Annotated in this window: 22 protein-coding genes; 1 reads left to right on the top strand and 21 read right to left on the bottom strand. The window is 75.7% G+C overall.

The genetic code is table 11. The annotated features are described in order from the left end of the window. The first annotated feature begins 14 nt into the window (after positions 1–14). The gene (locus ACR80Q_RS13805) at positions 15–893 is read left to right on the top strand and encodes a hypothetical protein (protein WP_435378209.1); all 879 of its coding nucleotides are present in this window, start codon (positions 15–17) and stop codon (positions 891–893) included. Here ACR80Q_RS13805 and dxs read toward each other — a convergent pair. The 21 genes from dxs to pyrR form a co-directional block, all read right to left on the bottom strand. Continuing rightward, entirely contained in the window at positions 816–2,807 is a 1,992-nt protein-coding gene (gene dxs, locus ACR80Q_RS13800) for a 1-deoxy-D-xylulose-5-phosphate synthase (RefSeq protein WP_435378281.1), read from the bottom strand. The two genes, ACR80Q_RS13805 and dxs, sit on opposite strands and share 78 nt — an antisense overlap. A 228-nt stretch (positions 2,808–3,035) precedes the next feature. Beyond that, a complete protein-coding gene (locus tag ACR80Q_RS13795; protein ID WP_435378208.1) occupies positions 3,036–3,464 on the bottom strand; it encodes a hypothetical protein in 429 nt (142 codons plus the stop codon). Continuing rightward, the gene (gene rpe / locus ACR80Q_RS13790; protein ID WP_435378207.1) at positions 3,461–4,138 is read right to left on the bottom strand and encodes a ribulose-phosphate 3-epimerase; all 678 of its coding nucleotides are present in this window, start codon (positions 4,136–4,138) and stop codon (positions 3,461–3,463) included. Before rpe ends, ACR80Q_RS13795 begins: the two co-directional genes overlap by 4 nt. A gap of 44 nt (positions 4,139–4,182) precedes the next feature. Beyond that, positions 4,183–5,871: an RsmB/NOP family class I SAM-dependent RNA methyltransferase gene (locus ACR80Q_RS13785; protein ID WP_435378206.1), complete on the bottom strand. Its 1,689-nt coding sequence runs from the start codon at positions 5,869–5,871 to the stop codon at positions 4,183–4,185. Beyond that, positions 5,864–6,862, bottom strand: coding sequence for a methionyl-tRNA formyltransferase (gene fmt / locus ACR80Q_RS13780; protein WP_435378205.1), 999 nt, complete (start codon positions 6,860–6,862; stop codon positions 5,864–5,866). Before fmt ends, ACR80Q_RS13785 begins: the two co-directional genes overlap by 8 nt. Then, positions 6,863–7,408: a peptide deformylase gene (def, locus tag ACR80Q_RS13775; RefSeq protein ID WP_435378204.1), complete on the bottom strand. Its 546-nt coding sequence runs from the start codon at positions 7,406–7,408 to the stop codon at positions 6,863–6,865. Between the two features lie 97 nt (positions 7,409–7,505). Next, positions 7,506–9,620, bottom strand: a complete 2,115-nt coding sequence (locus ACR80Q_RS13770; protein WP_435378203.1) for a primosomal protein N' family DNA-binding protein — start codon at positions 9,618–9,620, stop codon at positions 7,506–7,508. 19 nt (positions 9,621–9,639) lie between these two features. Beyond that, positions 9,640–10,833 (bottom strand): methionine adenosyltransferase, encoded by a 1,194-nt coding sequence (metK, locus tag ACR80Q_RS13765; protein ID WP_435378202.1) that lies wholly within the window; start codon positions 10,831–10,833, stop codon positions 9,640–9,642. A gap of 69 nt (positions 10,834–10,902) precedes the next feature. Then, entirely contained in the window at positions 10,903–12,165 is a 1,263-nt protein-coding gene (gene coaBC, locus ACR80Q_RS13760; RefSeq protein ID WP_435378280.1) for a bifunctional phosphopantothenoylcysteine decarboxylase/phosphopantothenate--cysteine ligase CoaBC, read from the bottom strand. 5 nt (positions 12,166–12,170) lie between these two features. Next, positions 12,171–12,443, bottom strand: coding sequence for a DNA-directed RNA polymerase subunit omega (gene rpoZ, locus ACR80Q_RS13755; RefSeq protein ID WP_435378201.1), 273 nt, complete (start codon positions 12,441–12,443; stop codon positions 12,171–12,173). Between the two features lie 67 nt (positions 12,444–12,510). Beyond that, entirely contained in the window at positions 12,511–13,125 is a 615-nt protein-coding gene (gene gmk / locus ACR80Q_RS13750; protein ID WP_435378200.1) for a guanylate kinase, read from the bottom strand. Then, positions 13,122–13,439 (bottom strand): integration host factor, actinobacterial type, encoded by a 318-nt coding sequence (mihF, locus tag ACR80Q_RS13745; RefSeq protein WP_435378199.1) that lies wholly within the window; start codon positions 13,437–13,439, stop codon positions 13,122–13,124. Before mihF ends, gmk begins: the two co-directional genes overlap by 4 nt. Positions 13,440–13,665: 226 nt before the next feature. Next, entirely contained in the window at positions 13,666–14,619 is a 954-nt protein-coding gene (gene pyrF, locus ACR80Q_RS13740; RefSeq protein WP_435378198.1) for an orotidine-5'-phosphate decarboxylase, read from the bottom strand. After that, entirely contained in the window at positions 14,616–15,695 is a 1,080-nt protein-coding gene (locus tag ACR80Q_RS13735; protein WP_435378197.1) for a dihydroorotate dehydrogenase, read from the bottom strand. Before ACR80Q_RS13735 ends, pyrF begins: the two co-directional genes overlap by 4 nt. Further along, positions 15,692–16,747: an iron-sulfur cluster-binding protein gene (locus ACR80Q_RS13730; RefSeq protein WP_435378196.1), complete on the bottom strand. Its 1,056-nt coding sequence runs from the start codon at positions 16,745–16,747 to the stop codon at positions 15,692–15,694. The genes ACR80Q_RS13735 and ACR80Q_RS13730 overlap by 4 nt, the downstream gene beginning before the upstream one ends. Next, positions 16,744–20,070 (bottom strand): carbamoyl-phosphate synthase large subunit, encoded by a 3,327-nt coding sequence (carB, locus tag ACR80Q_RS13725; RefSeq protein WP_435378195.1) that lies wholly within the window; start codon positions 20,068–20,070, stop codon positions 16,744–16,746. The genes ACR80Q_RS13730 and carB overlap by 4 nt, the downstream gene beginning before the upstream one ends. Next, the gene (gene carA, locus ACR80Q_RS13720; protein ID WP_435378194.1) at positions 20,070–21,260 is read right to left on the bottom strand and encodes a glutamine-hydrolyzing carbamoyl-phosphate synthase small subunit; all 1,191 of its coding nucleotides are present in this window, start codon (positions 21,258–21,260) and stop codon (positions 20,070–20,072) included. Before carA ends, carB begins: the two co-directional genes overlap by 1 nt. Continuing rightward, the gene (locus tag ACR80Q_RS13715) at positions 21,257–21,763 is read right to left on the bottom strand and encodes a PH-like domain-containing protein (protein ID WP_435378193.1); all 507 of its coding nucleotides are present in this window, start codon (positions 21,761–21,763) and stop codon (positions 21,257–21,259) included. Before ACR80Q_RS13715 ends, carA begins: the two co-directional genes overlap by 4 nt. Further along, complete coding sequence (locus ACR80Q_RS13710) at positions 21,763–23,106, bottom strand: dihydroorotase (protein WP_435378192.1); 1,344 nt, start codon at positions 23,104–23,106, stop codon at positions 21,763–21,765. The genes ACR80Q_RS13715 and ACR80Q_RS13710 overlap by 1 nt, the downstream gene beginning before the upstream one ends. Next, positions 23,103–24,041 (bottom strand): aspartate carbamoyltransferase catalytic subunit, encoded by a 939-nt coding sequence (locus tag ACR80Q_RS13705; RefSeq protein ID WP_435378191.1) that lies wholly within the window; start codon positions 24,039–24,041, stop codon positions 23,103–23,105. Before ACR80Q_RS13705 ends, ACR80Q_RS13710 begins: the two co-directional genes overlap by 4 nt. Then, positions 24,038–24,616 carry a bifunctional pyr operon transcriptional regulator/uracil phosphoribosyltransferase PyrR gene (gene pyrR / locus ACR80Q_RS13700; RefSeq protein WP_435378190.1) on the bottom strand — a complete coding sequence of 193 codons (579 nt, stop codon included), beginning with the start codon at positions 24,614–24,616 and terminating at the stop codon, positions 24,038–24,040. Before pyrR ends, ACR80Q_RS13705 begins: the two co-directional genes overlap by 4 nt. Positions 24,617–24,751 lie beyond the last annotated feature (135 nt).

The raw sequence follows: 24,751 nt of genomic DNA, 5'->3' as shown, positions 1-24,751 counted from the left end.
GGGACGCTGGGGCCGTGCCCGATCCCGTCACCTCGCCCACCTCCCGGGCCGAGCTGCGCCGGGCCGTGCTGGCCATGGCGGTGCTGGACGAGGTCGACCTCGACCCCCGCGACGACGGCGTCGACCTGGCCGCCGGCGGGTCTCTGACCTGGGAAGACGTCGCCTGCGCCGTGGGCCCGTGGGCGGTCCTGCCCGACCACCCCGTCACGCGTCGACGGCTCCGGCTGGCCGCCGAGGTCGTCGGGGTCGTGGCGCTCGGCGGGGCCGACGCGCTGCTGGCCGCCTGCCACGCCCACGGCGAGCCCGTCGAGGTGGCCGCCATGGCCTGCGGCGACGGCTGGGTCCGCGAGCGGGTGCCTGGTGGCGTGCTGGGCCTCGGCCTGGGGGTCAGCGACCTGGGCGCGGTCGCCGGACCTCACCCGCTGCCGCCCCTGCCCGGCCTGGACGGGGCGCTGCGCGCCCGCCTGGACGCCCGCTGGGCCGAGGCCCGCCAGGACCTGGAGCGGCTGGGGGGGCTGGTGCAGGAGCGGCTGCGGCGCGACCAGCGCGAGGGCCGTCCCCTGGTGCTGCGCCCGATGGGCACCGCCGACGTCGTCACGCTGCTCGGCAGCCGACGGCTGCGTACCGCGCTGGCGCAGGGCGACGGCACCGGCATGCGAGCCGTCGCCGTGCCGGTCCGGGACCGCGGCTGGTTCGACCTGGGTCGGATCGACCCCGCCTACGTCGGGGCCGCCTGGACGGCGAGCGAACCCCTCGAGCGGGCCTTCGACCGCCCCGTCCTCGTCACCGCGGACGAGGTGGCCGCCCCGGTCGCGTCAGGTGACGTCCTGGGGGCCGGTGTCCTGGCCGACCCCGCGGGCCGGAGCCTGGACCGGGACCTCCACCGGCGCTGACGCCTCGTCACCGCGGAGCGCCTCGTCACCGGCCGCAGGGCCCTGGCCGGTCCGCGTCGCGACCTCCACCACCCGGCGGGAGATGTCCTGCGGCGTCAGCCCGCTGCGGGCCAGGACGTCGGCGCGGGACATGTGGTCGAAGAACTCCGGTGCGAGCCCGAAGCCGACGACCGTGGCGTCGACGTCCGCCTCGGCCAGCGCCAGCCGGACCGCCGCACCCACGCCACCGACCCGGATGCCGTCCTCCACGACGGCGACGACCCGGTGGCTGCGGGCCAGCTCGACCAGGGACGCGTCGACCGGCTTGACCCAGCGGGGGTCGACGACCGTGACGTCCAGGCCGTGCGCCTGCAGGCGGCTGGCCGCCTCCAGGCAGATCGGGGCCATGGCGCCCACGCTGACCAGCAGCACCTCGGGCCGGCTGCTGCGCGGGGTCCGCAGGACGTCGGTCTGCCCGTGCCGCGCCACGGCCGGCACGTCGGCGGCCAGCGCCCCCTTGGGGAAGCGCAGCACGGTCGGTGCGTGGTCCACGTCGAGCGCCTCGCGCAGCGCCTGGCGGAGCGTGGCCTCGTCGCGGGGGGCGGCGAGGCGGAGCCCGGGCACCACCTGCAGCATCGACATGTCCCACATGCCGTTGTGGCTGGCGCCGTCGTCCCCCGTGGCCCCGGCCCGGTCCAGGACGAACGTCACGCCCGCCTTGTGGAGGGCGACGTCCATCAGCACCTGGTCGAAGGCCCGGTTGAGGAACGTGGCGTAGACGGCCATCACGGGGTGCAGGCCCGCGAGGGCCATCCCGGCGGCGCTGGTGGCACCGTGCTGCTCGGCGATGCCGACGTCGATGATGCGGTCCGGGTGGGCGTCGGCGAACGGCTTGAGGCCCACCGGGATGAGCATCGCGGCCGTGATCGCCACGACGTCCTGCCGCTCCCGGCCCACCGCGACCATCTCCTGGGCGAACGCCGCCGTCCACGACGGCTTGGACTCGCTGAGGGCCTTGCCGGTCACGGCGTCGATGGCCCCGATGCCGTGGAAGCGGTCGGCGTCGTCGGCCTCGGCCAGCTCGTAGCCGCGCCCCTTCTGCGTGATGACGTGGACGATCACCGGCCCGCCGAACCGACGGGCCCGCTCCAGCGCGCGCTCCACGGCACCGCGGTCGTGGCCGTCGACCGGCCCGACGTACTTGAGCCCGAGGTCGCCGAACATGCCCTGCGGGGACATGTAGTCCTTCACGGCGGCCTTGGTGGCGTGCAGCGCGCTGTACAGCCACTGACCCACCCGGCCACGGCGGGTCAGGGAGTGCCGCCCCCAGGTCAGGACGCGCTCGTAGCGGCGGTCGGTGCGCAGCCCCTCCAGGTGGGTGGCCAGGCCCCCGATCGTCGGGGAGTAGGACCGGCCGTTGTCGTTGACCACGACCACGACCGGGCGCTCGGGGTCGTGCGCGATGTTGTTGAGCGCCTCCCACGACATGCCGCCGGTCAGCGCGCCGTCACCGACGACGGCGACGGCGTGACGGTCCTTGACGCCCTGCACCTGGAACGCCCGCGCGATGCCGTCCGCCCAGGACAGCGCGGTCGAGGCGTGGGAGTTCTCGACGATGTCGTGCTCGGACTCGGCCCGGCTGGGGTACCCGGACAGCCCCCCACGACGCCGCAGCATCGAGAAGTCCTGGCGACCGGTGAGCAGCTTGTGGACGTAGGCCTGGTGCCCGGTGTCGAAGACGATCCGGTCCCGGGGCGAGTCGAACACCCGGTGCAGGGCCAGGGTGAGCTCCACGACGCCCAGGTTGGGACCGAGGTGCCCGCCGGTGGCGGTGACGGAGCGGATGAGGTGCTCGCGGATCTCGTCGGCGAGCACCCCCAGGTCGGCGTCGTCCAGACCCCGGAGGTCCGCGGGGCACGTCACCCGCGGCAGCACCCGCGCGGGTCCGACGGTGGCCTGGGGCACTCCGGGCACGGCAGCGGTCGGTGGGACGGGGACCACGTCGTCGCCCGTGCCCTGCTGGTCGTTCCTGTCCGTGGTCACCACTCCCTCACGTGCGGGGGGCGCTGACGCCCACCCCTCGGACCCAGGTGGGCCGTCGCCCCACGATACGTGGCCCCGGCCGTCGCCGCCGCTCGCACCGGCCGCGCGTCCCGGCCCCCGTCACAGGCGCGGGACCCACCGGCTGCCCTGCAGCGCCCCCGCCAGCAGCTCGCAACCGCGCGCGGCGGCCCGGAGCCGGGTGCTCTCGCTGTGCAGCACCTCGAGGACCTCCTCCACCGTGCGGCCGTCCACGCCGCGGGAGGCCAGGTCGGCGCGGGCCTGCGCCAGGGCCACCGTTCCCGCCTCGACCTGGGCGGCGACGTGCCGGGCGGCCAGCCACGCCAGCACGGGCGGGTGCTTGAGCAGGACGGGGTGCTCCCGGTACTCCGGCGGGCAGACGTCCAGCAACCAGCCCACGGCCCGGTCGACGAAGCCGGGTGTCCCCGGTGGCGGCACGCTGCGCGGCCAGCCGGGCGGGACGGACCCGGACGCCGACCGGGCGTGCTCGGGACGTCCGCGCCGACCTCGCTCCTGGCCGTAGCCGCTCACGGCACCGCGACGTGGGGGTGCGCCGCCGCCAGCTCGCGGAGCCGGCCGATCGCCCGCGAGGCGTCGTCGGCGCCGTAGACCGCGGACCCGGCGACGAACACGTCGGCCCCGGCCTCGGCGCAGCGGGCGATGGTGTCCTCCGACACGCCCCCGTCGACCTGCACCCTGACCTCCAGGCCCGCGGCGTCGACGGCGCGACGCACGCGGCGCATCTTGGGCAGCACCACGTCGAGGAACTGCTGACCGCCGAACCCGGGCTCGACGGACATCACCAGCACCATGTCGAACTCCGGGAGCAGGTCCTCGTAGGCCTCGAAGCCGGTGCCCGGTCGCAGCGCCAGCCCGGCGCGGGCCCCGGCCGCGCGCAGCTCCCGTGCGGTCTTGACGGGGGCGGCGGAGGCCTCGGCGTGGATGGTCACCCCGGCCGCCCCGGCCTCGGCGTAGTCCACCGCCCACCGGTCGACGTCGGTGATCATCAGGTGGCAGTCGATCGGCACGGGGCTGACGGCGGCCAGCGCCTTCACGACCGGCACGCCCAGGGTCAGGTTGGGCACGAAGTGACCGTCCATGACGTCCACGTGGGCCCAGTCTGCGTCGCAGATGCGGTCCAGCTCGTCCGCCAGGCGGGCGAAGTCGGCGCTGAGGATGCTCGGGGCGATCAGGGGTGCGGCCACCTGCAGCAGGGTAGGGCGCCCCGCGACCGGCCGGGGCCCCGGGCTCAGCGGCGGCGCAGCAGGGCCAGGAACATGCCGTCCGTGCCGTGGGCGTGCGGCCACAGCTGGACCGACGTCCCCGCGGCCGCACCCTCGACCGGGCGGCCGACGGCCGCGTCGAGGACCTCGGCCGTGGGCAGCAGCTCGACCTCGACGCCCCGCTTGCGGGCGGCGCGCACGGCGTCCTCCACGACGACCGTGGTCTCGGCCAGGTGCGGGGAGCAGGTGACGTAGGCCACCACGCCACCGGGGCGGACCGCGTCCAGGCCCGAGGCCAGCAACGACCGCTGCAGCGCCGCGAGCCCGGCCAGGTCGGCGGGGGTGCGCCGCCAGCGGGCCTCCGGGCGGCGGCGCAGCGCGCCCAGCCCGGTGCACGGGGCGTCGACGAGGACCCGGTCGTAGGCACCGGGCTCGTCCTCGCCGACCACGCGGCCGTCACCGGTCCGGACCGTCCAGACCCGCTCGGCGCCACGGACGGCCTGCTCGACCAGGCGCGTCCGGTGCTCGGCCAGCTCGACCGCGACCCCCGTCGCACCGTCGCGCGCGGCGAGCGCGGACAGCAAGGAGGACTTGCCGCCGGGGCCGGCGCACAGGTCGAGCCACCGCTCCCCCGACCGGTTCGCCCCGGGCGTGCGCACGTCGCTCGGGGCGTCGTCGTCCAGCCCCGCCCCGACCAGCGCGGCCGCGACGAGCTGGCTGCCCTCGTCCTGCACCCGGGCGCGGGAGTCCCGCACGGCCCGCAGCCCGCCGGGCGACCCCGAGGCCATGGTCACCGCGAACGGGGACCAGGCCCCGGCGCGACCGCCGTCGGACAGCAGCTCGTCGACCTCGATGAGACCGGGCCGGGCCAGCAGCGACACGTCGGCGGGCGCGTTGTCGGCGACCAGCAGGTCCTCGAGCTCCTCGGCGGGGCGACCGTGACCGACCAGGGCCTGCCGCAGGGCGCGGACGATCCACTGCGGGTGCGAGTGCCGGGTGGCCAGCGTGGCGTCGCGGTCCTCGCCGTCGGCGGGGGCGACCTCGTCGAGCCAGCCGTCGAGGTCCTTCACGGTGATCTTGCGCAGGCAGGCGTTGACCAGGCCCGAGGACCCGATGCCGAGCTCCTGCCGGGCCAGGCCGACGGTGGAGGCCACCGCGGCGTGGTCGGGCACCCGCATGCTGAGCAGCTGGTGGGCGCCCAGGCGCAGGACGTCCAGCGTGGGTCGGTCGAGCTTGTCCAGCGGGCGGTCGACGACCCGGGCCAGGATCGCGTCGTAGAGGCCCTGCATGCGCAGCGTGCCATAGGTGAGCTCGGTCGCGAAGGCCGCGTCACGGCCCTGGAGGCCCTCTCGGCTGAGGACGCCGGGCAGGACGAGGTTGGCGTAGGCGTCGTTGCCCTCGACCTCGCGCAGGACGTGGAAGGCCGCGGTCCGGGGGGCGTCGGAGCCGCGCAGCCGCTCCCGCGCGGGGGCGCGACCCGCGCCGTCGGAGCGGGGCGGGCCGTCGGAGCGGGGCGGGCCACCACGGGACGGGCCACCGCGGGACGCGCCGCCGGAGCGGGACGCGCCCCCGGAGCCGGACGCGCCGCCACCGCCGGACGCGCCGCCACCGCGGGGCGCGCCGCCGGAGCGGGACGGGCCCCCGGAGCGGGGCGGGCCGCCTCGGCCGCGGTCGGGGCGGTCGCCGGAGCGGTCGGGGCGGTCGGCGTCAGCCATGGTGGTCCTCGTCTGTCCTCGGCGCGGGGGTGGGTTCGGGCTCACCGAGCACGGACGTGGCCGTCAGCCGGGCGCCGCGGGCCCAGTCGCCGGCCGGCATCGGGCGCTTGCCCTCGGGCTGGACGGTGCTCAGCCGGACGGGCACCGTGGCCGTGCCCACGAGGACGTCCGCCCCGGCCACCCGGACCTGACCGGGACCCAGCGGCTCGGCGGGCGCGTCGGAGCGCTCGTCGCCCGGCCCGACCGGCGAGACCGGGCCGAGCTTCAGCCGCCGGCCGTCCAGCGTGGTCCAGGCGCCGGGCGACGGCGTGCAGCCGCGGACCAGCCGGTCGACCGCCACCGCGGGCAGCGTCAGGTCGACGCGGGCGTCCGGCACCCCGATCTTGGGCGCCAGGCTGGCCCCGTCCGCCGGCTGCGGCACCGGTTCGACGGCCCCGTCCTCCAGCGCGTCCATCACCTGCACCAGCAGCTGGGCGCCGGCCGTCGCGAGCCGGTCGAGGACGTCACCGGAGGTGTCGTCCGGGCGGAGCCGTTCGGTCATGGTGGCCAGCACCGGCCCGGTGTCCATGCCCTCGTCGAGCCGGAAGACCGTGACCCCGCTGATGTCGTCGCCGGCCATGATCGCGTGCTGCACCGGTGCCGCCCCGCGCCAGGCGGGCAGCAGCGAGAAGTGCAGGTTGACCCAGCCGTGCGTCGGCACGTCGAGGGCCGCCCGGGGCACCAGGGCCCCGTAGGCGACCACGGGCACGCAGTCGGGGCGCAGGTCCGTCAGGGCGGCGACGAACTCCGGGTCGCGGGGGTGGCGAGGCGCCAGGACGGGGATGCCGTGGGACTCGGCGAGCACCCGGACCGGGCTCGGTCGGGACCGTCGACCCCGTCCTGCGGCCGCGTCGGGCCGGGTGACGACCCCGACCACGTCGTGCCGCGACGCGACGAGGGCGGCCAGGCTGGGGACCGCGACCTCAGGGGTACCGGCGAGGACGAGCCTCACTCAGCGCGCCGCACCGAACGTGGAGTGCGGGCTCACCCGCACCGTCGGCGACTCCAGCCCCGCCCACTCCGCCTCGCGGATCATGCGCATGGCCTGCTTCTTCTGCTCGCGGTCGAGCCGGTCGATGAAGAGGATCCCGTCCAGGTGGTCGGTCTCGTGCTGCACCGCACGGGCCAGCAGGGCCGAGCCCTCGACCGTGACGGGCTCGCCGTGCATGTTCCAGCCCCTGGCGACCACCCGCATGGCCCGGCGGGTGTCGGCGTAGATGCCCGGGAACGACAGGCAGCCCTCCTCGCCCTCCTGCGTCTCGTCCGACAGGTCGAGCGAGGGGTTCACCAGGTGGCCGAGCTCGTCGTCGACGTACCAGGTGAACACCCGCAGGCCGACGCCGATCTGCGGGGCCGCGAGCCCGGCGCCGGGGGCCTCGAGCATGGTGTCCTCGAGGTCCTTGACGAGCTGACGGAGCTCCTTGTCGAACGTGGTGACCTCGACCGCGGGGGTACGCAGCACGGGGTCGCCGAAGAGCCGGATGTCCTTGAGCGCCATGCCGCCCAGTGTAGGAGCGCCCCGACGCGCCCCCGATCGACGTCCACCGAACCGCTCGACGCGCGACCCGGTGCCCCCGTCGGCCGGGGCCCGACGGTCAGTCCAGGTCGTGCGGGTCGACGCGCACCACGAGCCGGCCGGGCGCCTTGGCGGCGGACCGGGTCGCCAGCAGGTCCTTGACGGCGCCCACCACGACGTCGGCCGGGCCGGTGAGCAGCAGCTGCCACCGCTCGCCGTCCTCGGTCGGGGCCGGGCCCAGGACCGTCGGCCGCGGTCCGGCTCCGACGGCCGGGGCGACGGGGTCGGGCAGCAGCGTGCTCTCGCCCCGCAGGTCGGCGGCGACGTCGGACAGGGCGTGCTCGTCCCCGAGCAGACGGGCCACGGTGCGGGCCGGGGGCAGCCCGACCTCGGCGCGCTCGTCGCAGAGCCGCCCGGCGAGCGCCTCGGGCGCGTCCTGCACCAGCGCCTGCACCACCCGGTGCGCGGGGTCGGCCACGACGACGAGCCGTCCGCCGTCGGCGGCCGGTCGGACCAGGGCCGCCACCGCCAGCCACCTGCGCAGCGTCTCCTCCTCGACCGCGAGACCGCGGCGGGCCAGGGCCAGGTCCCCGTCGAGCACCAGCGCCGCCGTGTAGCCGCCGGCCGCGGGGGGCTCGGTGCCGGGTGTCGCGACCACGAGGCGGGGCGTCCCGGGCACGGGGTCGCTGCGGTGCCCCCCGCGGCTGAGCGTGACGGGCACCCCGGGGAACGCCCGGCCCAGCTCCTCGGCCGAGCGGGTGGCGCCGACGACCCCGGCCCGGACCTGGGTCCCGGTGCACTCCGGGCACGCCCACGCGTCGTCGCTGCGGGTGCACCAGCGGCAGGCCAGCTCCCCCGCCGCCCCGACGACGGCCAGCGGCCCGGAGCAGCGACGGCACCGCACGGCGTGCCGGCAGCGGCGGCACTGCAGCGCGGTCGCCCAGCCCGTGCGGGGCACCGACACCAGGACGGGCCCGGTGCGCAGCGCCTCGGCCGCGGCCCGGTGGGCCGCCCGGGGCACCCGGGCGTGGATCTCCAGCGGGTCGGCGGGATCCGGGACGTCGACCCGCGGCGCGGCACGACGGCGGGTGGCGCGGTCGGGCGCGACGTCCTTGACCCGCCCGGTCCGGACCCACCACTGGGTGCGGACCGACCGGGCGTGCGACACCAGCGCGAGGGCCGCGCCCGACGCCTCGGCCCGCAGCAGGGCCGCGAGGCCGGAGTCCCAGCCCGGGGCGTGCGGCTCCACGTGGCCGTCGTCGCCGTCGTCCCAGACCAGGACCAGGCCGGGGTCCCGGACGGGTGCGAACACCGCGGAGCGGGTGCCCACCACGACCCGGGCCCGTCCCAGCCGCAGCCGCAGGAACGCCCGCCACCGTGCGGCCGGGCCGAGGCCGTGGTGCAGGGCCACGACCGGCTGCCCGGTGCCGAGGGCCGCGGTGAGGACGGCGGCGCAGGCCTCGACCGCCACGACGTCGGGCAGGACGACGACGGCGTCACGTCCCGACGCCAGGGCGGCCCGCACGGCGGGGGTGACGGCCGACCACGGGTCCGCGTCCAGCGGGAGCCGGACCGCCGCCCGGGGCCCCTCGCCGGAGCGGGTGTGCTGGAGGAACGCGGGTCCGGCCACGCACGACGCCCACGGGCCCGGGTCCTCCTCCGAGGTCCGCGGGTCGCCGGCCCCGACGTCGTCCGACCGGTCCACCGCTTCGTCCGCCGACGCGTCGTCCGCCGGCGCGTCGCCCGCCGGCGCGTCGTCCGCCAGCAGCACCCGCTCCGCTGCGGCGTGCCGTGGCGGGACGGCCGAGCGCAGGACGTCGGCCAGGGTGCCGCCGGTGGCGTCGGCAACGGCCCGGGCGAGCGCCGCCACCTCCCGGGTCAGGGGCGGGTGCGGGGTGACGACGCGCCGGACCGGGCGCAGCCCGGCCACGTCCCCGTCCGCGACGTCCAGCACCCAGCCGTCCTCGGTCCGTCCGGCGAAGGGCACCACCACGCGCGCCCCGGGGTGCAGCTGGTCGACCAGCGCCGCCGGGACGGCGTAGGAGAACGGGTGGTCCAGGTGGGCCAGCGGGACGTCGACGACGACGGCGGCGACCGGTCCGCCGCCCTCGGACGCCGGGGACGGCGACCGCGCCGCGCCGCGCCGTCTGGGCGCAGGGCCGAACAGGGCCGGCTGCGCGGGCCCGCTGCTCACCCGACCCCGACGCGGCGGCTCAGGCGCCCGCGGCGCTGCGCAGCGCGTCGACGCGGTCGGTCCGCTCCCACGTCATCCCCGGCAGCTCGCGCCCGAAGTGGCCGTAGGCGGCGGTCTGCTGGTAGATCGGCCGCAGCAGCTCCAGGTCGCGGATGATCGCGGCCGGGCGCAGGTCGAACACCTCGCGGACCGCTGCGGTCACCCGGTCCAGGGACACGGTCTCGGTGCCGAAGCACTCGACGTACAGCCCCACCGGTGCCGCCTTGCCGATGGCGTAGGCGACCTGGACCTCGCAGCGCGTCGCCAGCCCGGCGGCGACCACGTTCTTGGCCACCCACCGCATGGCGTAGGCGGCGGAGCGGTCCACCTTGGACGGGTCCTTGCCGCTGAACGCACCGCCCCCGTGACGGGCCATGCCGCCGTAGGTGTCCACGATGATCTTGCGTCCGGTGAGGCCCGCGTCACCCATCGGCCCGCCGATCTCGAAGCGGCCCGTCGGGTTGACCAGCAGCCGCATCCCGGACGTCTCCAGGCCCGCGCTCTCCAGCACGGGCCTGATGACGTGGGACTCGATGTCGGGCGCGAGCATGCCCTCCAGCGAGATGTCGGCGGCGTGCTGGGTAGACAGGACCACGGTGTCGACGGCGACCGGCGTGGTGCCGTCGTAGGCGATGGTCACCTGGGTCTTGCCGTCGGGGCGCAGGTAGGCCAGCTCGTTGCTCTTGCGGACCTCGCTGAGGCGCGCCGACAACCGGTGGGCGAGCGCGATCGGCAGCGGCATCAGCTCGGGGGTGTCGTCGCAGGCGTAGCCGAACATCAGGCCCTGGTCCCCGGCGCCTTGGGCGTCCAGGGGGTCCTCGGCGCCCGCGGTGCGGGCCTCGTGGGCCCGGTCCACGCCCTGCGCGATGTCCGGCGACTGCTGGCCGATGGACACCGACACCCCGCAGGAGGAGCCGTCGAAGCCCTTGACGGAGGAGTCGTAGCCGATCCGCAGCACGGTCTCGCGGACCACACGGGGGATCTCGACGTAGGCCTCGGTGGTGACCTCACCGGCGACGTGCACCAGGCCGGTGGTGACCAGGGTCTCGACCGCCACCCGCGAGTGGGGGTCCTGCTCGAGCATCGCGTCGAGGATGGCGTCGCTGATCTGGTCGCAGATCTTGTCCGGGTGCCCCTCGGTGACGGACTCGGACGTGAACAGGCGAAGGCTCATCAGATCTCCCAGGACGGCACCGTCGAGGTGCGGGTTGGTGCTGGACGGCTTCCGGCGACCGGGCCGCGCTCACCCTACGGGCTGCGCCGAACCCGCCCGGGCGACTTCTGCCAACCGGTGGACGACGGCGTCGACGACCGTCTCGGCGACCGCGCGCTTGTCGGTCGTGCCGGTCGAGGCGACCTCGACGGCCCCGTCGGGGCCGGGCGCGAGGACGACGACCTGGTTGTGCTCGCTGCCGAACACCGCACCGCCGGACACGTCGTTGACCACCAGCAGGTCGCAGCCCTTGGCGCGCAGCTTGGCCTCGGCGTGGTGGCGCACGTCGCCGGTCTCGTCGCCGGTCTCGGCCGCGAAGCCGACGACGACCAGACCGGGGCGGGGTCGGTCGTGGGAGACGGTGGCCAGCACGTCGACGGTGCGGACCAGGCGCAGCGTCGGGGCGTCGGACTCCCCCGTCTTCTTGATCTTGGTGCCGGACACCTCGGCGGGCCGGTAGTCGGCCACGGCGGCGGCCATCACCAGCACGTCGGCGCCGGCCACGGCGTCCGTCACGGCGCCCAGCAGCTCCTGCGCCGTGCCGACGCGGGTGGTACGGACGCCGTCGGGCAGGGCCGTCTCGACGTGCGCGGCGACCAGGTGCACGTCGGCGCCGCGGTCCCGGGCGGCCTCGGCCAGGGCGATCCCCTGCCGTCCGGAGGACGCGTTGCCCAGGAACCGCACCGGGTCCAGCGGCTCACGGGTACCCCCGGCGGTGACGACGACGTGGCGACCGGCCAGGTCCTGGGGGCGCGTCGCCGGGGCCGCTGCGGCCAGCGCCGCCCGGACGTGCTCCAGGAGCTCCTCGGGCTCGGGCAGACGGCCCTGCCCGGTGTCGGCCCCCGTGAGCCGGCCGACGGCCGGGTCGACGACCGTGACGCCGCGCTCGCGCAGCAGGGCCACGTTGGCGCGGGTCGCGGGGTGCTCCCACATCTCGGTGTGCATGGCCGGGGCCAGCAGGACCGGGCAGGTCACGGTCAGCAGCGTGCTGGTGAGCAGGTCGTCGGCCAGGCCGTGCGCGGCGCGGGCCAGCAGGTCGGCCGTCGCGGGGGCGACGACGAGGAGGTCGGCGGTCCGGCCGATCGACACGTGGGGCACGTCGTGCGCGTCGGTCCACACGTCGGTGGCCACGGGGTGCCCCGACAACGCCGACCAGGTGGGTTCGCCGACGAAGCGCAGCGCCGACGCGGTGGGCACGACGGTGACGTCGTGCCCGTCCGCGCGGAGCAGGCGCAGCAGGGTGGCGGCCTTGTAGGCCGCGATGCCCCCGCTGACGCCGAGGACGACCCGCAGGGGTCTCAGTCCTCGGCGGGGGGGTTGGCCTCGATGGTGAGGAGGCCGGCGTCGATCTCGCGCAGCGCCACGGACAGCGGCTTCTCCTGCACGTGGGTCTCGACCAGGGGACCGACGTACTCCAGCAGGCCCTCGCCGAGCTGGGAGTAGTACGCGTTGATCTGACGGGCGCGCTTGGCCGCGTAGATGACGAGGGAGTACTTCGAGTCGACCGTGGTGAGCAGGTCGTCGATGGGCGGGTTGGTGATGCCTTCGGGGGCAGCAGGTGTTCCGGGCACTGAGGACTCCAGACGTCGGGTGCTCCGGTCCGCGGACGGCGAGGACGCCGTGAAGAGCCGAGCGGGCTCAGTCGCGGACCGGCAATCCCATCAATGATACGAGGTCGCGGGCGGCCTGGCTGACATCGTGGTTGACGATGGTCCGGTCGAACTCCGGCTCGGCCGCCAGCTCGACCTTCGCGGTGCTCAGCCGGCGCTCCCGCTCGGCCTCGTCCTCGGTCCCCCGACCGACCAGCCGGGACACCAGCTCGTCCCACGACGGCGGTGCGAGGAACACGAACTGCGCCTGCGGGTAGCTGGTCCGGATCTGCCGGGCACCCTGCAGGTCGATCTCCAGCAGGACGGGCCGACCGCCGGCCAGCGCCTGCTCCACCTCGGCGCGCGGGGTCCCGGAGCGCTGCAGGCCGTGGACCAGGGCCCACTCGAGAAGCTCGCCCCCGGCGACCATGGCGTCGAAGCGGTCGTCGGACACGAAGTGGTAGTGCACCCCGTCCACCTCGCCGGGGCGCGGTCGACGTGTCGTCGCCGACACCGAGATGGCCACCTCGGGGTACCGGCGCCGCACCTCGGCGGCCACGGTGCCCTTGCCGACCGCGGTCGGACCCGCCAGCACGGTGACGCGGGGGCCCGTCCTGTCGCCGCCCCCGACCGGTGCGGGGGACGGCGGCGGGGCTGAGGTCACTTGCCGCCGAAGCGTTCGATGAGGGAGGCGGTCTGGTTGGCACCGAGGCCGCGCACACGACGCGTCTCGCTGATGCCGATCTCCTCCATGATCGCCTTGGCGCGGACCTTGCCCGTGCCGGGCAGCGCCTCGAGCAGGGCGGCGACCTTCATCTTGCCGATGACGTCGTTGGTCGAGCCCTCCTTGATGACATCGGCGAGCGTGGCCGTGGAGTTCTTGAGCCTGTTCTTCACCTCGGCGCGCTCCCGACGGGCAGCGGCGGCCTTCTCGAGCGCTGCGGCGCGCTGCTCGGGCGTGAGAGTGGGAAGGGGCACGTGACACCTCTGTGGTCGGTGGGTCGATGAGATCGGGTGCGGATCGGCGGTGCGGCTGTCCGTGGTTGCGACGTGCGGTGCTCGTCCGCCGGTCCCGGTCCTGATGGACCGGGTGACCACCGGCAGGAGGCGAACGTACCCATGGCATCGCCCCTGGTCCAACGCGGTCCTGGTGTCGTCCACAACCGGCGTGCGCCCGGTCGCGCAGCGTGCCCGGTGCGGCGGTTCAGACCCCCAGCGCGGACGCCAGGTCGCCGGTGAGGCGGGCCGCCCCGTCCCGGAGCCGCTGGCGGTCCGGTCCGGCGTTCAGGACCTCACGGCTGGCGCTGGGGACCAGCAGCTCGGCCAGCGCCCCCAGGTGACGCGCCACGTCCTGCGCCGTGGCCCCCTGGGCGCCCAGGCCGGGCAGCAGCAGGTGCCCCCCGACCGCGGCCAGGTCCACCCCGGTGGCGGCCAGCTGCTCCCCCACCGTGGCGCCGACGACCAGGCCGACGGGCCCGGGCCGGCGCAACCCCGACCGGCCCGCGTCGTCCAGGCTGGCGTCGTCCGGGCGCGCGTCGTCCGGGGGGCCGTCGCCCAGGCGGGCGTTGTCGGCCGCGGCGGCGGCGGCCACGGCGGCGGCCACGCTGGGGGCGGAGCCGTCGGCGGGGCGGGCGTGCTGCACCGACGCCCCCTCGGGGTTGGAGGTCAGGCACAGCACGAACACGCCGCGACCGTGGGCGGCGGCCGCGTCGACCAGGGGCGCGAGGCTGCCGTAGCCCAGGAACGGCGACACCGTCACCGCGTCCGCGGCGAGCGGGGACCGCGGGTCCAGCCAGGCGTCGGCGTACCCCGCGGCCGTCGACCCGATGTCGCCGCGCTTGGCGTCGGCCAGCACCAGCTGCCCCGCCGAGCGGCAGTCGGCCAGGAGCCGCTCCAGCACCGCGAGGCCGCGAGAGCCGTGCCGCTCGAAGAAGGCCACCTGGGGCTTGAGCATCGCCGTCCGGCCCGCCAGGGCCTCCACCACCGTGCCGCAGAACCGCTCGAGACCGGCGACGTCGTCCGTCAGGCCCCAGCGGACGAGCGTGGCCGGGGCGGGGTCGACGCCGACGCACAGCGGGCCGTGGCGGCGCAGCGCGGCCTGCAGCCGAGCCCCGAACGGCGGGACGGCGACCTCGGGGGGGCTCGTGGCGTTACTCACGCGTGGCCTCCGGACCGGACGGCGTCGTGCGCGCCGCCCACGAGCTGCGACAGCGACGACGCACCGCGGGCGCCGACCCACCGGCCCAGCTCGGTGAGCACCCGGCCGGGGGCGGACGGGTCACCGAAGGTGACGGTGCCCACCTGGACCGCGGCGGCGCCGGCCAGCACCAGCTCGGCCGCGTCCCGGCCGGTCCGGACCCCGCCGACGCCGACGATCGGCGCGGTGGGGATCAGCCCGGCCCGCATGGCGGCGTGGACCTGCCAGATGCAGCGCACGGCGACGGGGCGGATGGCCGGGCCGGACAACCCGCCCGTGACCCGGGACAGGACCGGCGCCCCGCGGTCGACGTCGATCGCGACGCCGAGCAGCGTGTTGACCATGACGAGGCCGTCGGCGCCCGCGGCGAGGACCGACGCCGCGATGGCGACGATGTCGGTGACGTCCGGCGACAGCTTGGCCAGCACGGGCACCCGCGGGTCGGTGACCGCGCGCACGGCGGACACCACGTCGGCCGCCGTCCCGGGGTCGCAGGCGAACACCAGGCCGCGGTTGGCGACGTTGGGGCAGGAGATGTTCACCTCGACGGCGGCCAGCACCCCGCCGTCGGTGCCGGGGGCGCCCAGCTCGTCGGCGCCGGAGGTGGCCTCGCGCACGGCGGTGGCGACCTCGACGAACTCCCCGACGTCCTCCCCCGCGACGCTGACCACGGCGCGGGCGCCGCGGCGGGCGAGCCAGGGCAGGTCGGCGGCGAGGAACGCGTCGACGCCCGGGCCCTGCAGGCCGATGGAGTTCAGCATCCCCGACGGTGTCTCCGCCATCCGCGGCGTGGGCCGCCCGGAGCGGGGGTCGCGCATGATCGTCTTGGTGACGACCCCGCCGAGCGCGGTCAGGTCCAGGTAGGGGTCCAGCTCGCGGCCGGCCGCGGCGCAACCGCTGGCGGTGAGGACCGCGCCGGTCAGGTCGACGGGGCCGGCCGGCGCGACGAGCCGCGCGGACAGGTCGACCGGGCTGGGACCGGACGTCGGGTCGGGGACCGCGCCTGACGTCGTCGCGGTGACGGGCACCTCGCTCATGCGGCACCGCCCTCGGGGGCGCCGACGGCGTCGGCGGGTACCGAGGCGCCGTGGGCGCCGACGCAGTCCCAGCGGACCCGGTCGGCGTCCAGGACGGGGCCCTCGGTGCAGGCCCGCAGCATCCGGGTCAGGCCGTCGGCGCCGCGCACCGGCAGGACGCACGTCATGCAGATGCCGATGCCGCAGGCCATGGCCTCCTCGACGGCGACCTGGACGCCGACGGCGCGTCCGGTGGCCTCGGCGGCCCGGCTCGCGGTCGCGGCGACGGCGGCCAGCATGGCCATCGGCCCGCAGGCGGCCACGACGGTCGCGGCAGGCCCGGTCGCACCGGTCGTACCGGTCGCACCGGTCGTACCGGTCGCACCGGTCGTACCGGTCGCACCGGTCGTACCGGTCGCACCGGTCGTACCGGTCGCACCGGTCGTACCGGTCGCACCGGTCGTACCGGTCGCGCCGGTCGCACCGGCGCCCAGCAGGTCGGCGAGCGCGTCGGTCACCCGCCCCCGCCGTCCCGCGCTGCCGTCGTCGGTGGTCACGTGCACCCCGCCGCCCGTGGCCTCGACCGCGGCCCGGATGCCCTCGACGTCGCACAGCCGCGCGGCGTCCCCGGCCCCGACGACCGCGTCGACCACCACGCCGGCGGCCGCCGACGCCGCGGTCCAGGCGAACGGCGCCGACCCGTAGCCGCCACCGACCAGCACGAGCCGACCGGCGGTGGGCAGGTCGAACCCGGTGCCGAGCGGGCCGACCACGTCGACCTCGTCCCCGACCTCCCGCCCGCACACCCATCCCGTGCCGGGCCCGTGGGCCGCCACGACGACCTCGACGGTGCCCGCCACCGGGTCCGCGCGGTGGACGCTGAAGGCCCGCCGCAGCAGCATGCTCGACGTCGTGGGGTCCCCCACGGCCAGTGCGACGAACTGCCCGGGCCGCGCCCGGGACGCGGCCGGGGCCGCCAGCACCAGGTGCCGGTACACGCCGGTGTCGGCGGCCGCCACCACCCGCGCCCGGACCTGCGCGGGCCCGGCGACGGTCCCGGCCGCGGAGGTCACCGGTGCCCCTCCCGCTCGCGCGAGATCTGCGCGGCGTGCTGCTGCAGGCTCATCACGTCGAACCCGCCACCGATGACGGCCTCGATGCCCTGCACGGCGGCCGACAGCTGCTGGACCGTGGTGATGATGGGTGCGTCGACCGTCGTCGTCGCGGCCCGGATGTCGTAGCCGTCGGCGCGTGCCGCCCGCCCGGACGGCGTGTTGACGACCATCGCGACGCCCCCGTCGAGGATGAGCTGGGTGATGGTCGGCTCGCCGTCGGGGCCCGGGCCCTGGCTGTGCTTGCGGACCACGGTGCTGGTGATCCCGTTGCGGCGCAGGGTCTCCGCGGTGCCGGCGGTGGCGAGGATCTCGAACCCGAGCGCCGCGAGCCGGCTCATCGGGAACAGCATGGCCCGCTTGTCGCGGTCGGCGACGGACACGAACACCCGTCCGCTGGTGGGCAGCCCGCCGTAGGCCGCGGCCTGGCTCTTGGCGAACGCGCGGGGGAAGTCGACGTCGATGCCCATCACCTCGCCGGTGGAGCGCATCTCCGGGCCGAGGACGGAGTCGACGACCGCACCGGTGGTGGTGCGGAACCGCTTGAACGGGAGCACGGCCTCCTTGACCGACACCGACATCGGCGGGTGGCTGGCGCCGTCGCCGACGGCGGGCAGCATGCCCTCCGCGCGCAGCTCGGCGATGGTGGCGCCGACCATGATGCGGGCGGCGGCCTTGGCCAGCGGCACGTCGGTGGCCTTGGACACGAACGGCACGGTGCGGCTGGCGCGGGGGTTGGCCTCCAGCACCAGGACGGTGTCGCCGACCAGGGCGTACTGGACGTTGAGCAGGCCCCGGACACCGACGCCGTGGGCGATGGCCTCGGTGGCGTGGCGGACCTGGTCGACGACGGCCGCGCCCAGGGTGACGGGCGGCAGCACGCAGGCGGAGTCGCCGGAGTGCACGCCGGCCTCCTCGATGTGCTCCATCACGCCGCCGATGAACACCTCGGTGCCGTCGCACAGCGCGTCGACGTCGATCTCGACCGCGTCGTCCAGGAACCGGTCGACCAGCAGCGGGTGCTGCGGGCCGACGCGGACCCCGGTCTGCCCGGCACGCGCGACGTAGCCCTCCAGGGCCTCCGCGTCGTCGACGACCTCCATGCCGCGCCCGCCGAGGACGAACGAGGGCCGGACCAGGACGGGGTAGCCGATCCGCTCGGCGACGTCCGCGGCCTCCTCGAAGCTGGCCGCGGTGTCCCACATGGGGGCGGGCAGGTCCGCCCCGGCCAGCACGTGGCCGAACGCGGAGCGGTCCTCGGCGAGGCGGATGGCGTCGGGGCTGGTGCCCAGGATCGGGACGCCCGCGGCGGCGAGCTCGTCGGCCAGCCCCAGCGGGGTCTGCCCGCCCAGCTGGACGACGACGCCGAGCAGCTCACCGGAGCGGGCCTCGGTGTGGACGACCTCGAGGACGTCCTCGACCGTGAGCGGCTCGAAGTACAGCCGGTCGGAGGTGTCGTAGTCCGTCGACACGGTCTCGGGGTTGCAGTTGACCATGATCGTCTCGAGGCCGGCGTCGCGGAGCGCGAACGCCGCGTGGACGCAGGAGTAGTCGAACTCGACGCCCTGGCCGATCCGGTTGGGGCCGGAGCCGAGGATGACGACCTTGCGCCGGTCGGACGCGGCGACCTCGTCCTCCTCGTCGTAGGAGGAGTAGTGGTACGGCGTCAGGGCGGCGAACTCCGCGGCGCAGGTGTCCACGGTCTTGTAGACCGGTCGGACGCCGAGCGCGTGGCGCAGGCCGCGGACCACCGGCTCGGCCATGCCGCGGATCGCGCCGATCTGCTCGTCGGAGAAGCCGTGCCGCTTGGCCAGGCGCAGCGTGTCCTCGTCCAGGTGGGCGGCGTCCGCCACCTGGTGCGCGACGTCGCTGATCAGCTGCAGCTGGTCGAGGAACCACGGGTCGATGCCGGACGCGTCGTGGACGGCCTCGACCGTCGCCCCGGCCCACAGCGCCTGCTGCACCGCGAGCAGCCGGTCCTCGGTGGGCACCCGGGTGGCCTCGACCAGGGCGTCCAGGTCGGGGGCACCGGGACCCTCGGCGGGCAGCTCGGGGAACGCGAACGCCGAGCCGCGCCGCTCCAGGGAGCGCATCGCCTTCTGCAGCGCCTCGGTGAAGCTGCGCCCGATGGCCATCGCCTCCCCGACCGACTTCATGGTCGTGGTCAGGGTGCGGTCGGCGTGGGGGAACTTCTCGAACGCGAACCGGGGGATCTTGACGACGACGTAGTCCAGCGTCGGCTCGAAGCTGGCCGGGGTGGACCCGGTGATGTCGTTGGTGATCTCGTCCAGGGTGTAGCCGATGGCCAGCCGGGCGGCGATCTTGGCGATCGGGAAGCCCGTGGCCTTCGAGGCCAGCGCGCTGGAGCGGGACACGCGCGGGTTCATCTCGATGACGACGACCCGGCCGTCGGTGGGGTCGACGGCGAACTGGATGTTGCAGCCGCCGGTGTCGACCCCGACGCCGCGGATGATGGCCAGGGAGATGTCGCGCAGCCGCTGGTACTCCCGGTCGGTCAGGGTCAGGGCGGGTGCGACGGTGATGGAGTCGCCGGTGTGCACGCCCATCGGGTCGAAGTTCTCGATCGAGCAGACGACCACCACGTTGTCGGCGCGGTCGCGCATCAGCTCGAGCTCGTACTCCTTCCAGCCCTTGATGCTCTCCTCGACGAGCACCTCGTGGGTGGGGCTGGCGGCCAGGCCGGCCACGACCATGCGACGCAGGGTGGGCTCGTCGTCGGCGAAACCGGACCCGAGACCGCCCATGGTGAACGACGGGCGCAGCACCACGGGGTAGCTGAACTCGGCCGCGGCGGCGAGCGCGCCGTCGAGGTCGCGGACGATGCGGCTGCGGGCGCTCTCGGCGCCCGCCGCGGCCACGACGTCCTTGAACTGCTCGCGGTCCTCGGCCTTGTTGATGGCCGGGATGTCGGCCCCGATCAGCTCGACGCCGTGACGCTCGAGGATGCCGGCCTCGGCCAGCTGGATCGCCGCGTTGAGGGCGGTCTGCCCGCCCAGGGTGGGCAGCAGCGCGTCGGGCTTCTCGGCGATGATGATCCGCTCGATGACCTCGGTCGTGATGGGCTCGATGTACGTCGCGTCGGCGAAGTCGGGGTCGGTCATGATCGTCGCGGGGTTGCTGTTGACGAGGACGACCCGCAGGCCCTCCTCGCGCAGGACGCGACAGGCCTGGGTGCCGGAGTAGTCGAACTCCGCGGCCTGGCCGATGACGATCGGGCCGGACCCGATGACCAGGACGCTGCTGATGTCGGTGCGCTTGGGCATCAGGCGCTGCCCTCCTCGGGGATGACGGTTCGGCCGTGCTGCGGGTCGGTGGTGGGGTCGGTGGTCATGACGTCCACGAACCGGTCGAACAGGTAGCCGGCGTCGTGCGGGCCGGCGGCGGCCTCGGGGTGGTACTGGACGCTGAAGGCCCGACGGTCCAGCAGGCGCAGGCCCTCGACCACGTCGTCGTTGAGGCCGACGTGGCTCACCTCGACCCGCCCCAGCCCGCCCACGGGGGCCTCGACCGGCCCGTCGAGCGGGGCGTCGACCGCGAAGCCGTGGTTGTGGGCGGTGATCTCGACCCGGCCGGTGGCGCGGTCGAGCACGGGCTGGTTGAGGCCGCGGTGCCCGTAGCCCAGCTTGTACGTGCCCAGGCCCAGCGCGCGGCCGAGCAGCTGGTTGCCGAAGCAGATCCCGAAGAACGGCAGGTCCCGTTCCAGCACCTCCTGCAGCAGCCGGACCGGTCCCTCGGCGGCGGCCGGGTCACCCGGGCCGTTGGAGAAGAACACCCCGTCGGGGCTGACGGCGAGCACGTCGGCCAGGGTCGCCGAGGCGGGCAGGACGTGGACGTCGATGCCGCGCTCGGCCAGCCGCAGCGGGGTGGCGGTCTTGATGCCCAGGTCCACGGCCGCGACCCTCAGGCGACGCTCGCCGACGGCGGGCACCAGGTAGGCCTCGGCGGTCGTGACCTCGCCGGCCAGGTCGGCCCCGCTCATCGACGGCGACTCCCGCACGATGCTCAGCAGGTCGGCGACGGGCCGGTCGGCGGCCGGTCCGGAGAACACGCCGGCGCGCATGACGCCGCGCTCGCGCAGGTGGCGCACGACGGCGCGGGTGTCGACCCCGGCGATGCCCACGGTGCCCTGCTCGACGAGCTCGTCGTCCAGGGTCCGGCGGGCGCGCCAGCTGCTGGAGCGCGGTGACGCCTCACGCACCACGTACCCGGCGACCCACACCCGGCGGGACTCGCCGTCCTCGTCGTTGATCCCGGTGTTGCCGATGTGCGGCGCCGTCATGACGACCACCTGCCGGTGGTACGACGGGTCGGTGAGGGTCTCCTGGTAGCCGGTCATCCCGGTGGCGAAGACGGCCTCGCCGACGGTCTGGCCGACGGCTCCGAACGGCCGGCCGCGGAACACCCGGCCGTCCTCCAGGACGAGCAGGGCGTGGCTGGCGGTGGTGGCGGTCATGTGCGGCCTCCGGGGGCGAGGGGTTGCAGGGCGGTGGCGAGGACCGAGGCGTCCGCCCAGCTCTTGGGGCGGAAGCCGGTGTCCAGCTCCACGCCGCCGAGCGACCAGCGGACGACGAGCAGACCCTCGCCGACGGTGTACTTGCCGGCGATGCCGGTCTCGACGCGCACGGCGCGCACGTCGGCGGCCGGGACGAAGACGTCCGGGGCGCCGTCGCGCTCGAACCAGATCCCGGCCGCCCAGGCCTGCAGGGTGGCGGCGGAACCCACCCCCAGGCCGTGGACGACGACCCGGTCCAGCCAGTCGCCGGCGCGCACGCTGGACACGTAGGTCCCGACCGACGGCGCCAGCAGGGGTTCGCCCAGCTCGACCGCCGGCGGGACCGCGGCCGGGGCGGGCACGTCGCCCTGACGGCGACCGCGCCCCCGCCAGCCCAGGTACATCAGGCCGAACAGGACGGGCACGACCAGCAGGACCAGCCCACCCGCGACCCACTGGCTCATCAGCCGGACACCCCCGCGGCGTCGTCGGTCGGCACGGGCCGCCCGTCGAGCACCGTGGCCCGACCCCGCAGGAACGTGGCCACGACCCGACCCGGCAGCCGGTGCCCCCGGAACGGGCTGTTGCGCCCGGAGGTCTGCTGGGCGGCCGGGTCGACGGTCCACGCCGCCGTCGGGTCGTAGAGGGTGACGTGCGCCGGTTCCCCCACCGCCAGGCCGCGGCCGTGGGCGAACCCGCCCAGTGCGGCCTCGTCGAGCCGACCGATCCGGGCCGGGGCGTGCGACATCCGGTCCGCGACGCCGGCCCAGTCGAGCAGGCCGGTGTCGACCAGGGTCTGCTGGACCACGGCGAGCGCGGTCTCCAGGCCCGTCATGCCCATGGCCGCGGCGGCCCACTCGCAGTCCTTGGCCTCGGTGGGGTGCGGGGCGTGGTCGGTGGCGACGACGTCGACCGTGCCGTCGGCGACGGCCTCGCGCAGGGCCTGCACGTCGGCGGCGGTCCGCAGCGGCGGGTTGACCTTGAAGACCGGGTCGTAGCTGCGGACCAGCTCGTCGGTCAGCAGCAGGTGGTGGGGGGTGACCTCGGCGGTCACGGGCAGGCCGCGCTGCTTGGCCAGGCGGACGATCTCCACGCTGCCGGCGGTGGACACGTGGCAGACGTGGACGCGGGAGCCGACGTGGGCGGCGAGCAGGACGTCGCGGGCGATGACGGCCTCCTCGGCCACGGCGGGCCAGCCGGTCAGGCCGAGCACCGCGGACACCTCGCCCTCGTGCATCTGCGCGCCCTCGGTGAGGCGGGGGTCCTGGGCGTGCTGGGCGACGACGCCGTCGAACGCCTTGACGTACTCCAGGGCCCGGCGCATGAGGACGGGGTCGGACACGCAGTGCCCGTCGTCGCTGAACACCCGCACCCGGGCCGTGGAGGTGGCCATGGCGCCCAGCTCCGCGAGCCGGCTGCCGGCCAGGCCCACCGTCACCGCGCCGACCGGGCGGACGTCGCACCAGCCCGCCTGCTGACCCAGCCGGTACACCTGCTCCACCACGCCGGCGGTGTCGGCCACCGGGCTGGTGTTGGCCATGGCGTGCACGGCGGTGTACCCGCCCGCCGCGGCGGCGCGGGTGCCGGACTCGACGGTCTCGGCGTCCTCCCGCCCCGGCTCGCGCAGGTGGGTGTGCAGGTCGACGAGGCCGGGCAGCGCGAGCAGCCCGTCGGCGTCGACGACGGTGGCGCCGGTGGGGCGGGCGGCCCCCGCCTCGGCGACCTCGGTGACGACCCCGTCGGTGAGGACCAGGTCGGCCGCGGTGCCGTCGGGCAGCCGGGCGCCGCGCAGCAGGTAGGTGCTCACGAGTCGTTCCCCTCTCCTGCCAGCAGCAGGTACAGCGCGGCCATCCGGACGGACACCCCGTTGGTCACCTGGTCGAGCACGACGGCGCGGCCGCTGTCGGCGGCGTCCGCGCTGATCTCCAGACCCCGGTTCATCGGGCCCGGGTGCATGACGATGGCGTGGTCGGGCAGCAGCCCCAGCCGGCGGGCGTCCAGGCCGTAGCGGCGGGAGTACTCGCGCTCGGACGGGAAGAACGCGGCGTTCATCCGCTCCCCCTGGACCCTCAGCATCATGACGGCGTCGAGCTGGGGCAGGACGGCGTCCAGGTCGTAGGACACCTCGCACGGCCAGGACCCGACGCCGAACGGCACCAGGGTCGGCGGCGCGACCAGGACCACCGATGCGCCCAGGGTGTGCAGCAGGTGCACGTTGGACCGCGCGACCCGCGAGTGCAGGACGTCGCCGACCACGGCCACACGCAGGCCGGCCAGGTCCCCCGTGCCGCCCGCCAGGTGGCGGCGCATGGTGAACGCGTCCAGCAGGGCCTGGGTGGGGTGCTCGTGGGTGCCGTCCCCGGCGTTGAGCACGGCTCCCCGGGTCCAGCCCATCGCGGCCAGCCGGTGCGGGGCCCCGGAGGCGGGGTGGCGGATGACGACGGCGTCGGCCCCCATCGCCTGCAGCGTCTCCGCGGTGTCCTTGAGGCTCTCGCCCTTGGAGACGCTCGAGCCCTTGGCCGAGAAGTTGATGACGTCGGCTGACAGCCGCTTGGCGGCGGCCTCGAACGAGATCCGGGTCCGGGTGGAGTCCTCGAAGAACAGGTTGACCACCGTCCGCCCGCGCAGGGTCGGCAGCTTCTTGATCTCGCGCTGCTGGGTGGCGGCCATCTGCTCGGCGGTGTCGAGCAGGTGCACGGCGTCGGCGTGGCTCAGGTCGGCCGTGGACAGCAGGTGCCTCACGCCATCCCCCCGCCGTCGCCGCGGTCGCTGGCGGGGGTGCCGAGCGGGCGGAGGATGTCGACGCCGTCGCTGCCGTCGGTCTCGCGGAGGCGGACCGCGACCCGCTCGTCGGCCGCCGTCGGCAGGTTGCGACCGACGTGGTCGGCCCGGATGGGCAGGTCCCGGTGGCCGCGGTCGACGAGCACCACCAGCCGCACGGCCCGCGGCCGGCCCAGGTCGGCGACGGCGTCCAGCGCGGCCCGGATGGTGCGGCCGGAGAACAGGACGTCGTCGACGAGCACGACCACACGGTCCGTGACGTCGACCGGGACCTCGGTCACGGCCAGTCCTCGCGTGGGGTGCTGCCGCAGGTCGTCGCGGTACATCGTCACGTCCAGCGAGCCCGTGGCCGGGCGGACGCCCTCGACCCGCTCGACGGCGTCGGCGATGCGCTCGGCCAACGGCACCCCGCGGGTGGGGATGCCCAGCAGGACGAGGTCGTCGACGGACCGGTTGCGTTCCAGCAGCTCGTGGGCGATCCGCTGCACGACGCGGTCGATGTCGTCGGCGCTGACGACGGTGCGTTCGTAGGTCATGGTCGCGTGGACCTCCTTCCCCGCCTCACGGGACGGGACTTAAAGGACGTCGGTCGACCATGAGCCTAGCGCTTGCGACGGGACCCCCCGGCACGCATCCCGGCCGTAAGGACTAGCCCGGGACGGTGACGCTCC

The sequence above is a fragment of the Aquipuribacter aurantiacus genome (assembly GCF_051216895.1).
Lineage (GTDB): Bacteria > Actinomycetota > Actinomycetes > Actinomycetales > JBBAYJ01 > Aquipuribacter.
The sequence above is the reverse complement of the archived record's forward strand: the minus strand, read 5'-3'. Positions and strand labels throughout refer to the sequence as shown.